This window comes from Catenulispora yoronensis, assembly GCF_039531695.1.
GTDB lineage: Bacteria > Actinomycetota > Actinomycetes > Streptomycetales > Catenulisporaceae > Catenulispora > Catenulispora yoronensis.
Genome location: NZ_BAAAQN010000031.1, coordinates 58073 through 70435, shown reverse-complemented (window position 1 = coordinate 70435; position 12363 = coordinate 58073). Strand labels below are relative to the sequence as shown.

Genomic DNA, 12363 nt, shown 5'->3' with positions numbered 1-12363 from the left:
GAGAAACACGACAGATCCGATAGACGCGACGGAGGGACCAGTGACACCCGAGTCGCAGCCGCCAGAACCCGATGCGCCACCGCAATCCGCGGAACCCTCCGCCCCCGGCCCCCGCGCGCAAGCTCCCGTCGAGGCGGTCTCCCCGCTGTTCGACGCGCTCGCCACCCACCGTGCCGGCGTCGTGGAGCTGGTCTACCAGCTGACCCGGGTCGAGGAGGCCCACCGGCGCCTGACCCGCGACATCGTCGACGTCTTCGACCACTTCGTCGAGGTGGAGCGGCTGGCCCGGGAGGGCGACCCGCTCGTCTACCACGCCAGTATCCGCACCAGCATCAACAAGTTGAACGGCCTGCTGAGCGCCCAGCGGATCTCCGTGTACGGCGAGCGCGGCGAGATCGCCCGGCCGACGACCCACGAGGTCATCGGCGTCCAGTACCACCCCGACGCGCCGGAGAACACCGTGCTCCAGGTGCACCACCACGGGATCAGCTTCGAAGGCCGGGTCGAGCGGCCCGCGTCGGTCACGGTCTCGACCCGGAAGACGTCGGACCTCCAGGAGGAGTCATGACCGCGATCGGCATCGACCTCGGCACCACCAACTCGGCGGTCGCCGTCCACGACAAGCAGACCGGAGGGGCCCGCGTCCTGCGCAACGGCGAGGGCCAGGTGCTGACCCCCTCGGTGGTCGGCGTCCACACCACCGGCGCCACCGGCGTCCAGACCTTCGCGGTCGGCACCCCGGCCGTGAACTGGGCCTTCCGCGAGGCCCGGGACACCATCTTCTCGGTGAAGCGGCTCATGGGCCGGGACTTCCTGGACGACGCCGTCGTCGAGACCAACCGGCACATGAGCTACGACATCGTGCCCGGACCGGGCCAGGACCCGCGCGCGCACGTCATGCTGGCCGGTCAGATGTACTCCCCGGTGCAGGTCTCCACCATGATCCTGGAGAAGCTGGCCGAGGACGCCGCGGCCCACCTGCCCGAACCGCCCACGCACGCGGTCATCACCGTGCCCGCGTACTTCAACGAGGCCCAGCGGGTGGCCACCCGCGAGGCCGGCGAGAAGGCCGGCCTGGTGGTGAAGCGGATCATCGACGAGCCCACCGCGGCCGCCGTCGCCTTCGGCGTGGACCTGCGCGAGGGCGACAAGCGCCGGGTCCTGGTGTTCGACCTCGGCGGCGGCACCTTCGACATCTCGATCCTCAACGCCACCCGCGACGCCGCCGGCCGCAACCACCTCCAGGTGCTCGACTTCTCCGGCGACAACTGGCTCGGCGGCGACGACTTCGACCTGCTGATCGTCAAGCGGATCATCGACTGGGTGAAGGAGACCGCCGACCTGGACCCGTCGCACGACGCCAAGTTCCTCTACAAGGCCAAGTACGAGGCCGAGAAGGCCAAGCGCCAGCTCAGCCAGACCCAGGTCGTCGACATCATCATCCCGGCCGCCTACCGCGCCGACGGCGTCATCGTCGACATCGACCTGCAGCTGACCCGCGCCGAGTACGAGGTGATGATCGCCGGGCTCGTCGACACCACGATCGGCCTGGTCCGCGCCGCCCTGGACCGGCAGAAGCTGGTCCCCGACGACATCTCCGACGTGCTGCTGGCCGGCGGCTCGACGCTGACCCCGAAGGTCTACGAGTCCGTCGAGGCGCTGTTCGGCCGGGACAAGGTCCGCCGCAACGTCGACCCCATGGAATGCGTCGCCCTCGGCGCCGGCATCCTGGCCGGCACCCAGCACGGCATCGAGTGCGGCGACCCGGCCTGCGCCACGGTCAACGACGAGAAGGTCACCGAATGCGTGGCCTGCCACCGCCCGCTGTTCGACGCCCGCGCCGTCGGCGACACCAACCTCTACGAGGTCACCGGTCAAGCCCTGGGCATCGCCGCGGTCTACGGGATGAACGGCGACTCCTTCGTGTCGATCATCCCGCGCGGCACGCCCTACCCGGTGACCCAGCCCCTCAAGCGCACCTTCGAGGCCACCAACGGCCGCAAGATCGTGGTCCCGGTCTACGAGGGCGACGACCCGGTGGCCAGCCGGAACCAGGAGATCGGCCGGCTGGACTACGACCTGCCGCACGAGATCGCCGCCCGCGCCAAGGTCGACGTGGAGTTCCTCTACGACCGCAACCGCACTCTGTTCATCTCGGTCATCGTGCCGGGCACCGACCTGCGGCACTACGCCACGCTGCGCCACGACGCCCCCCGGGAGGGGACCGAGCAGGTCACGGTCCTGACTCCGGGCGAGGACGACGAGGCCGACCAGATGCGCCAGCTCCTGCTGCACGTCGTCGAGGCCGCCGAACGCTTCCAGCTGCGGTACCAGCCCTACGTCGACCCCAGCCAGTCGGTCAAGATCCAGAAGGACCTCGAAGGCGCGCGCCGGGTGCTGAGCTTCCCGGACCCGGACGAGTGCCGCACCATGATCAACGCCCTGCGCAGCCACCTGTTCGAGTCCGGCCTGGCCTCCCAGCTCTACCTGGCCGAGAGCACCGCCGACCGGGCCACCCAGGAGGACGCGCGCAAGATCTACTCGCTGGTCGCGATCATCCGCGGCGAGTTCCAGGAGGGCCGGCACAAGGTCGCCGAGGACAAGGCCCGGCTGCTGCGCGGGCTGATCACGCAGATGAGCCAGCAGACGGAGGTGCCGGAGATCCGGGACGCCGCGGACTTCGGAGGACTGCTGAAGATTCTCGACAGCTAGTCGTCCGAACTCTGATGCTCTTGGCCGAGCGGCCGTCGGCGGCACTGTGCGTATCAGGCCAGTGACAACCGACACTATGTCAGACCTCGGATATATATCGATCTTGTATCGATCGGCGGCGGGGGGTGCCGCGGAACCCCGCCGCGCATGATCTTGAGAGCTGTGAGAACGAATAGCTCCGGCGCTCGCCGCCGGACCGGGGTGTTCGCCGCGCTGCTGGTCTGCGCCACGATCACGGCGTCACCAGCGGCCCGGGCCGCGTCCGGTCACCGATCGTCGGCACCACCGCCGACAGCCGCCACGAAGTCATCCTCGACGCCGCAGTCCGCGCCGGCGACGGGAGCGAACCTGGGATCGGGCCCAGGGTCGACCCCGGTGCCGCCCGCGGCGGATCCGGCACAGCATCCGCATCCTTATATCGCCGTGGCGCCTGATCCGCAGGCCGCCGCCCGCGCCGCCGCGGCCAAGAGCCGGCCGGCCGACTTCGGCCCCGGCGAGCGGATCGTCAAAGCCTGGTACGCCAAGCGGATCAGCACCGACGAGATGATCCGCTACGGCTACGCCTCGATGTTCGCCCCGGACCAGGTCCCGGCGGACCTGCGGCCGACCGCCGCGCTCGACGAGGACTCGGCGGCGTACCTGGCGTTCCTGACGGCACACGAAGCCGAGGCCACGCCGCAGACCCGGGACTGGACCGCCGGGATCCGCACCGCGCTGGACAAGCCGGTGCCCCGGGCCAAGACCATCCTGAAGCCGACCAAGGACACAACGGCCAAGGCCGGTGCCGCCGGCGCCGGGCCGCTCGCCGCCGTGGCGACCGGCCTGGAGACCGATCCCGGCTGCTCGACCACCGACACCATCAGCTATCCCGACGTCCCCTTCTACAGCCACGACTACCACTGCGAAGTCAGCACCGACCACTTCAACATCCTCTACAACCACGGCAACCTGCCCGAGGACGCGGGCGCCAACGGCCGCCTCACCGCGATCGTCGACATGGTGAACGCGGTCGAGTTCGCCTACACCGTGTACACGACCGGAGATCCGCTGATCGGCATCCCCGGCCTGAACTTCCCGGCGCCGACCTCGAAGCCCGTCACGATCCTGATCGGCGACACCCTGCACGACCACGGCCGCATCAAGCCGAACGTGGCCGCGGTGCTGCCGATCGGGCCGGGCAGCGCGCCGTCGATCTGGATGCCGGAGGATCCAAAGCCGTACGACGCGCTGATCCGGCACGAAGCGTTCCATGTGTTCCAGTACACGTTCCTGCCGGACATCTACTGGGACTTCCCCACCATGGCGCTGACGGGTGACTTCCCGTCGCAGAACTGGTGGATGGAGGCCACCGCGCAGTGGGCCACCGACGAGAGCTACCGCCTTGTTCCCGACGGCTGGAGCCAGACCAACCGGGACTACTACTACAAGAACATCCGTGACTACCTGGGGACCGATCAGGGCCCGGACAGCCAGGGCAACCCGACCAACGGCGCGCACCGGCCGATCAACAGCTTCGACGGGATGGGCGCCAACCGGCAGTACGGGGTGTTCCCGCTCGCCGAATACCTGACCGAGGCCGGCCAGAAGGCGTCCGGCACCGAGAGCGACCGCTCGGCGGTGTTGAAGACCTGGCAGCTGGTCGGGTCCGGGAAGCTGCCGCTGGACGCGATCAACCAGGTGCTGGCCGGTTACGGCTACAACGTCAACCAGACCTGGCTCCAGTACGCGGTCGCGAACTACCGCCTCGGCACGCCGTCCGACCTGGCGCCGGCCGGACAGGCGGTGCCCGCCGACGGGTACACCGAGACCGGCTCGGACGGCCCCGCCGCCTGGGTCAAGAGCTTGAACGGCCGGCCGACGCGGGACCTCCCCACCGTCGCCGGCTACGACGTGACGAAGACCGACGCCATCTACGATCTCGCCGGTGGCGGACAGGCCTTCGTGGACTTCAACCCGCCCCCGCCGACGGCGGGCATGGCGGCGGACGCCGGTACCGCGCTGACCGTCACCATCGACCCGAAACAGGCGCCGGGGGTGCAGTGGGAGCTGGTGGCCTGGCAGCCGACGCTGAGCCCTTACACGACCCCGATCCCGCAGATGATCGCGCAGCCCGACGCCAGCGGCACGGCGTCGGTAGTGGCCCCGCCGCCGCCCAGCGCCGGCGATCCGCCACCGTACTTCAGCCTGATCATGACGAGCACCTCGTTCGTCGCCAACTCGGCCGACGCGGCGGACAAGGGCGGGATCACCGTCCCGTACAGCCACACCATGACCGCGGTCGCGCACCTGGCCACCGACGGCTCGGCGGCGACCACGGCGCGGTTGGCGTCCCCGCAGCCGCAGTGGATGTACTTCACCACCAGCCAGGCGCAGATCGCCCTGTCCTGCAACCTGTCGTTGGGCACCCTGGAGAGCGCCTGGAACCCGGACATCGCGGTCTTCGCGCCGAACGCGCAGAAGGTGCAGTCCAGCAACAACGGCTGCCGGACCGACACCGCGAAGCAGCTGGCGCTGGACAAGGTCCCGACGAAGGCTCCGGGCCTGTACCTGGTGCGGTTCACGCCGCCCGGCGGGAAGTCCGGCACGCTGTCCGTGACCGCGTGGGCCAGCACCGACGCCTCGGCGACGAACCCGGCCGACGGGTCGCAGAGCACAGCGACGATCGCGACGATCGGCCAGGACGGCGACATCCTGTTCACCGGGCAGCAGGGCGCCCGGGTCGCGATCGCCTGCGGGGTGGTGTCCACGACGAAGTGGGACCACCTGCCGCTGGTGCTCTACGACCCGAGCGGCAAGCAGATCGCCTCGGTGGCGCAGAACAACAGCGTCGAGGACTGCTCCAAGGACGGGACCAAGCAGAGCTTGGCGCTGGACTACGTCAAGATGCCCGTGGACGGCCAGTACCGGCTGCACCTCGGGGTCGAGGGGATGCAGCTGGGCCAGATCACCGTCTGGGTCTGGCAGTCGACCGACGTGCTGCTGGCGGCGGTCGCGGACGGGACGCCGGCCACCGCGACGATCACCACCGTCGGGCAGGACGCCTACGTCACGGTCTCGGCGGTGGCGGGCCAGTACCTGACCGTCGCGTGCTCGTTCAACGCGACCCCGGCCACCAGCCACCTGCCGCTGTGGCTGCTCGACGCGAGCGGGAACACCGTCACCTCGATCGACACCAACAACAGCGTGGAGGACTGCTCCCGGGACGGGACGAAGGACCGGCTGGCGGGCACCCACATCAAGGTCCCGGCCACCGGCGACTACCGGCTCCGCCTGGGGCCGACCGACCTGACGGTGGGCACGATCACCGTGTGGATCTGGGCGTCGAGCAACGTCACCGGGTCCGCCACCGCCGCCGGGACGCCGACCACGTTCCAGATCACCACGCCGGGCCAGTACGCCGACCTGACGGTGCCGCTGGCGGCCGGTCAGCGGGTCGCCGTCACGTGCTCCACGGCGTCCACCCCGGCGACGACGCACATGCCGGTCGCGCTGATCGACCCCGGCGGCACCCAGATCGCCTCCGCGGCGATCAACAACACGGTGGAGGACTGCTCCACGAACGGGAGCCAGGACCGGCTGGCGATCGCCGGCGCGGACGTGAAGACGGCGGGGACCTACCACGTGTGGTTCTATCCGCCGCCGTTCTACGCCGGGTCGGTGACGTTCTGGGTCTACTCCTCCACGCCGATCACGATGACCGGGACCGTCAACGACGGCGTGGCGGCGTCCGCGGTGCTGACCACGCCGGGGCAGGACGAGTGGCTGACGTTCACCGGGACGGCCGGCAACCGGTTCGTGATGGATTGCAGCATCCTGACGTCGTCGGGCACGAGCTGGGAGCCGTACTTCCAGCTGTACGACCCGAACAACGTCCAGGTCGCCTCGCTGTGGGCGGGCGGGACGAAGCCGGGGTTCGGGTATCCGTGCTCGCTGGACGGTTCGCAGCAGGTGGCGATGGACGGCGACCTCCAGCTGAAGCTGACCGGCACCTACCGGCTGCACATCGACCCGCAGAGCGTGTACGGGACGGGGCAGGTGAAGATCTGGATGTGGTCCGCGCCGGATGTCCAGGCGTCGTCCCCGACCACCGGGGCCCAGGTGGCGACGACCATCGCGGCGCCCACGCAGGACGGCTGGCTGCAGTTCTCGGCGACCGCCGGGCAGCACCTCGCGCTGTCCTGCTCGGTGACGTCGTACAGCGGCGGGAGCGCCTGGCAGCCGAACATGCAGGTGTACGACCCGGCCGGGAAACAGGTCAGCTACCTGCTCTACACCCCGACCGGGCCGTGCGGGGCGGCGGGGGTGATGAAGTCCGCGTGGAACGGGCTGGCGCTGTCGAGTACGGGGACGTACACGCTGCACATCGATCCGCCGGGGACGGCGACCGGGACGGTGGTCACGTCTTTAGTGGTGTCCTGATTCACGAAGACGGTGTCCTGATTTAGGAAGCAGATCGGTGAAGGCCCCCGCGTGCGCGGGGGCCTTCACCCAGCTGATCAGCTGATCAGCAGTTCACTCGGTCGTCTCGGATCAGCAGCTCACTCAGTCGTCGCAGTCCAGGCTGTTGCCCAGGGCCGCCGTCAGCTGTCCGTCGGTGGTGTCGCCGTCCAGCGACCAGACCATCGTCCCGGCCAGGTCGTTGTCGCAGATGTAGCGGCCCTTCAGGGTCAGGGACCGCGGGTCGTCGTAGGTGTAGAAGGTTCCGGACGCCGCGTCGTACTTGTACGGCTCGCCGGCCCGCGTGTCGAAGTACGTGGTCCCCGGCGCGGCCACCACCGCGGCGTAGTTGGGAGTGCCGCCGCCCGCCGTGGCGGGCTGGAACAGGCCGTCGCCGTTCGGCCCCGGCGTGACTCCGGTCCAGGTGTGGGCGTAGTACGGCATCGACAGCGAGATCTGCTCCGAGTCGATCCCGTGCTGCTCGAAGTAGCGCACGGCCTGGCTCACGGTGTACCGGCTGGCCGGCGGGTTGGGGTCGCGCGGGTCCTGCCGCAGCGCCGAGGCGAAGTCGGTGGGCCCGGCCGGCTCCCAGCTGCCGTGGTAGTCGAAGGTCATGACGTTGAACCAGTCGACGACCCGCGCCAGCTGCGGCAGCTGGAGCTTGTCGGCGTACGCCGGGTTCGCCGAGGTGTTGGCCAGCAGCAGGTAGCGGTGCCGCGTGCTCTTGGAGACGGTGTCGAGCTGGTTCCGGAACTCCCGCATCAGCGCGGTGTAGTTCGGGGTGTCCTGCGGGCTGTAGGGGTTGTTGTTGCCCGGCTCGCCGGGGAACTCCCAGTCGACCGCGAAGCCGTCGAAGATGCCCGCGGCGGCGCCGGCCGGCTGCCCGGGGATGTTGCCGTTGATGTACTGGTCGATGCACGACGCGACGAACTTCTGCCGGCCCGCGGCGGTGGCGGCCAGCCCGGAGAACTGGCCGGACCAGGACCAGCCGCCGATCGACATCACGATCTTCAGGTGCGGGTACTTCGCCTTCAGCTCCTTGAGCTGCTGGAAGTTGCCGGCCAGCGGCTGGCCCCAGGTGTCGGCCGTGCCGTCGACGGACTCGTTCGCGGCGAACGGCCGCTGGTAGTCGGCCCACGCGTCGCCGCTGGCGCAGGTCCCGTCGGGAGCGATGTTCGAGAACGCGTAGTCGAGCTCGGTCAGGTGCGAGATCTCACCGCTGCTGATCAGGTTCTTCTCGAAGAACCCCGAGTAGATACCCCACTGGGTGAAATACCCCACGAGTTGCTTGCCCGACCCGTCGTGACCGTGGCCGCCGCCGTTGCCGGACGAGGCGTGCGCGGCGCCCGGCAGGGCGGCGAGTGTCAGGGCCGACGCGGCGATCGCGGCGGCTACCCGGCGGCGCCGGGCGGACAGGGCGGACTTTTCGGTGGCGCGCATGGGATCCCCTTCATGGATTGCCCGACCCGGGACCCGGTTCGGACAGGTGGCGACCAGTGCGGGACGAACTTCGGCAGAACCCGGACGTCGGTGGGACAGCGAGGGCTGTGGTGTAGACCATCCAGACGATTGGTGTAGTCCATTGCGGCGGGAGCGTCAATGGGCCGAGCGCCGGATCGGAGGTGCTAGGGGATATCCCGCAGCGAGGTTTGGACAGCCCTGAGTACGAGCCCTGACCTGCGGCGCATAGGATGCCGGTCAGGCCGGACAGAGGAGGCGTGCCGTGATCGAACTGGCCACTGTGGTACGGGATCTGCGCGACGAGATCGAGCGTGCGATCGAGGCGGGCCGCGGCGAGGATCTGCGGTTCGAACTCGGGACCATCGAGCTGGAGGTCGCCGTCGCCATCCAGGAGTCCACGGGCTCGTCGGGCAAGGTGCGGTTCTTCGTGGTCGACTTCGGGACCGACGGCAAGGTCGACAGCACCACCACCCACCGGGTCAAGCTCTCGCTGACCCCGCACGTCGCCTCGGCCGGGGCTGCGAAGGTGTATATCGCGGGACAGGCGCTGCCCGGGGAGGAGTGAGTCCGGGGACTGATTCCCGGCCGGGTCAGAGCCACCCGCGCAGCACTGCCTTGCGCCCCGCGTCGAACCGGCCGGTCGCCTCCAGCCGCCCCATCAGATCGCTGACACGGCGGCGGACGGTGCGCAGCGAGACGCCGAGCCGGTTGGCGATGGCCTCGTCGGTGAGTCCCGTCCCGAGCAGGGCGAGCAGTTCGAGATCGGCGTCCGACGGACGGCCGTCCGGGCCGGGCGGGCACGCGGTGTCCAGGGCCACGGCCCGGGACCAGGCGTAGTCGAAACCCGCGACCAGGGCCGCGACGACCCCGGGCTCCGTCACCTCCACCGCGCCTTTGGCGGTGTCCGCGGGATCCACGGGGACCACGGGGACCACGGCGATCCGCGCGTCGACGGCGAACATCGGCGACGGCAGGACCGGCGCGGTGCGGACGTGGCCCCCGGCCTTGGTCAGCCGGCGGGCGTGGTCCAGGCTGTCGCGGTTGGCCGTCATCGCGTCCTGTGCCAGGACCCTGACCTGAGCGCCGCGCTCCAGGACGGCGGCGGCGATGGGCTGGATCCCTTCGAGGACGTCCTTGTGCGGGCCCGGTCCCGGGACGACGGCCAGGATGTCGGCGGCCGGCTGCGCGAGTTCCTCCAGCCGCGACTGGACCGCGTCCACTCCGAGCAGCAGCCGGGACCGCGGCGCTCCGGCCGGCGGATGGTGCCCGGCGAAGTCCGCGACCAGACCGGCCGCCGCGACCTGGCCCCGGGCCAGCTCCTGCCGCCGCCGCACCAGATCCAGCTCCTGACGGCGGACCAGCACCTCCAGCCCGACGCGCGGGCTCACCGGACGCAGCCCGCCCGGCGTCTCGCGCGAGGCCCGCAGCAGCTCCAGCCGTTCCAGCGTCGCCAGGCACTCCCGGATCCGCGCCACCGGCACCGCGAGCCGCTCGGCCAACTCGTCGATCCCGGCCCGCGGATGATCCAGCAGAACCCGATAGACCTGCTCCGACAAGCAGTCCAGACCGATCACGCCGAGCATCAGCCCGCTCCCCTCCGCCATGTCGGCCGTCGGCCGCCCGCCTGCCTGCCCAGCCGCCAAGCTGCTCGCCAGCCTGCACGCACGCACGCCTGCCTGCACGCCTGCCTGCACGCCCAGTCGCCTGCCAGGCTGCCAGCCTGCACGCATGTTTGCCAGCCCAGCCGCCTGCCAGCCCAGCCACCCAGCCACCCAGCCACCCAGCCGCCCAGCCGCCTGCCAGCCAGCCCGCCTGACCGCCTGCCCAGCCTGCCTGCGAGCCCGGCTGCCTAGCCGCCCACCTGCCTGCCTGCACGCCCAGCCGCCAGCCTGCCCGCCAGCCCAGCCGCCAAGCCGCCCGCCCCCCCCGGCCGCATCCGGCCACGGCCACATGATGCCATGTCAGGGGCCTTCCATACCGTCCCGCCGGCCCGCGAACCTGGTGCCACCACGACATCCGTAGGGGAGGGCCATGGAGAGCGGACGACGATTCAGTGTCACCGCGGTGACCGCGCTGGCGCCGATGATCTGGGGGAGCACCTACCTGGTGACCACCGAGTGGCTGCCGCCCGATCGCCCGCTGCTGGCCACCACCGTGCGCACGCTGCCCGCCGGGCTGATCCTGCTCGCGTTGGTCCGCACCCTGCCCGCCAGGCGGTGGCTGGCGCGGGTCGTGGCGCTCGGGACGTTGAACATCGCGGCCTTCAACTTCCTGCTGTTCGTCGCGGCCTATCGGCTGCCCGGGGGCGTCGCGGCCACGCTCATGGGCGTGCAGCCGGCGGTCGTGCTCGTCCTGGCGGCGTTGCTGATGCGCGACCGGGTCCGGCCCGCGCACGTGGCGGCGTGCCTGCTCGGGATCGCGGGTGTCGCGATGCTGGTGCTCAAAGGCTCCTCGGCCCCCGACCCGGTCGGGGTGGCGGCGGCCCTGGGCGCCGCGGTGTGCCTGGCCGCGGGCATCACCCTCACCAAGTACTGGGGCCGGCCGGACGGCGCCGGGCTGCTGGCCGGCACCGGGTGGCAGCTCACCGCCGGCGGGCTCGTCACGCTGCCCCTCACCCTGGCCGTCGAAGGGCTCCCGGCATCGGTCAGCGGCGAGAACCTCGCCGGCTTCGGCTATCTCATCGTGCTCGGCGCCGTCGTCAGCTACGTGGTCTGGTTCCGCGGCATCGAGAAGCTGCCGGCGCTCGCGGTCTCCGTCCTCGCGCTCGTCAGCCCGATCTCCGCCACGGTGCTCGGCTACCTGGTCCTGGACCAGACGCTGTCACCGGTGCAACTGGCCGGGATCGTCGTGATCATCGGCTCCACCGCGCTCGCGCAGCCCCGGCGCGCATCCGGGACAACGACACCATCACAAGAAGGGCAGAACACCATGCCGAAGACCGTCGCACCGCGCACCGTGGCAGTGATCGGAACCGGGAAGATCGGCCAGGCGATCGGGAGGCTCTGGCTGGAGTCCGGCCACGCCGTCGTCTTCGGTTCCCGGTCCCCGGACCTGCGCGAGGCCGAACTCCGCGGGCTGGGCGGGCGCGCCGTGGTCGTGACCCAGGCCGAGGCGATGGCGGCGGCCGAGGTCGTGCTGCTGGCCGTGCCGGGCGAGGCCGTCGAGGCGTTGCTCGACGAACTGGGCCCGGGCCTGGCCGGCAAGGTCGTCATCGACGCCACCAACCGCCTGACCTACGTCGAGGGCCGCTGGGCCTCGGCTTTGGAGCCCGGCCTCACCGAGGGCCGCTGGATGGCTCGCAGGCTGCCGGACAGCCGGGTGGTCCGGGCCTTCAGCCACGTCCCCGACGAGCTGCTGTGGACCCGCGGCGCGCTCCAGTCCCACTACTGGGCGATCGCCATCGCCGCCGACGACGCCGAGGCCAAGCAGACGGTCGCCGCTCTCGTCCGCGACTCCGGCTGGACTCCCGTGGATCTGGGCGGCCTGGACGATTCGGCGGCCCTGGACCCCGGCGGCGCGGTCTTCCATCTCTTCTACACCCCGACCGAGATGCGGGATGTGATCGGCGCCTCCGCGGCCGTGTTGTAACCGGCGCGCACCGCGGACGCGCACCACAGACACCCGGCGTCTCAGTAGTCATTCGGATGCATGTGAGGACGCCGGGTGCGTAGACTGGATCTGTTGGCCACTTGTGGTCGATCTGCCGGTCGGCGGGGCCGCTCTCACAGCCCTTCGGGGTTACTGTGTCCCGCC

General features: G+C 70.6%; 7 protein-coding genes and 1 pseudogene. 6 read left to right on the top strand and 2 right to left on the bottom strand.

All coding sequences use genetic code 11. The features are described from left to right. The first annotated feature begins 40 nt into the window (after positions 1-40). The 3 genes from grpE (at position 41) to ABD481_RS24425 (ending at position 7131) form a co-directional block, all read left to right on the top strand. Entirely contained in the window at positions 41-568 is a 528-nt protein-coding gene (gene grpE / locus ABD481_RS24435) for a nucleotide exchange factor GrpE (protein WP_344668079.1), read from the top strand. After that, positions 565-2712, top strand: coding sequence for an Hsp70 family protein (locus ABD481_RS24430; RefSeq protein WP_344668078.1), 2148 nt, complete (start codon positions 565-567; stop codon positions 2710-2712). Before grpE ends, ABD481_RS24430 begins: the two co-directional genes overlap by 4 nt. A gap of 162 nt (positions 2713-2874) precedes the next feature. Beyond that, complete coding sequence (locus ABD481_RS24425) at positions 2875-7131, top strand: hypothetical protein (RefSeq protein ID WP_344668077.1); 4257 nt, start codon at positions 2875-2877, stop codon at positions 7129-7131. Positions 7132-7254: 123 nt separating this feature from the next. On the opposite strand, the gene ABD481_RS24420 is transcribed toward ABD481_RS24425, so the two are convergent. Then, positions 7255-8589 (bottom strand): glycoside hydrolase family 18 protein, encoded by a 1335-nt coding sequence (locus ABD481_RS24420; protein ID WP_344668076.1) that lies wholly within the window; start codon positions 8587-8589, stop codon positions 7255-7257. A 283-nt stretch (positions 8590-8872) separates the two neighbouring features. Between ABD481_RS24420 and ABD481_RS24415 the strand changes: the two genes are divergently transcribed. Then, positions 8873-9175: a trypco2 family protein gene (locus ABD481_RS24415; protein ID WP_344668075.1), complete on the top strand. Its 303-nt coding sequence runs from the start codon at positions 8873-8875 to the stop codon at positions 9173-9175. Between the two features lie 25 nt (positions 9176-9200). Here ABD481_RS24415 and ABD481_RS24410 read toward each other — a convergent pair whose 3' ends face one another. Beyond that, positions 9201-10193 carry a helix-turn-helix domain-containing protein gene (locus ABD481_RS24410; RefSeq protein WP_344668074.1) on the bottom strand — a complete coding sequence of 331 codons (993 nt, stop codon included), beginning with the start codon at positions 10191-10193 and terminating at the stop codon, positions 9201-9203. A 448-nt stretch (positions 10194-10641) separates the two neighbouring features. Here ABD481_RS24410 and ABD481_RS24405 point away from each other — a divergent pair. Together ABD481_RS24405 and ABD481_RS24400 are read left to right on the top strand one after the other, a co-directional pair. Further along, positions 10642-11505 (top strand): annotated as a pseudogene (locus tag ABD481_RS24405) (DMT family transporter); the annotation flags it as partial. Between the two features lie 33 nt (positions 11506-11538). Further along, complete coding sequence (locus ABD481_RS24400; RefSeq protein ID WP_344668117.1) at positions 11539-12198, top strand: NADPH-dependent F420 reductase; 660 nt, start codon at positions 11539-11541, stop codon at positions 12196-12198. Positions 12199-12363: the final 165 nt, after the last annotated feature.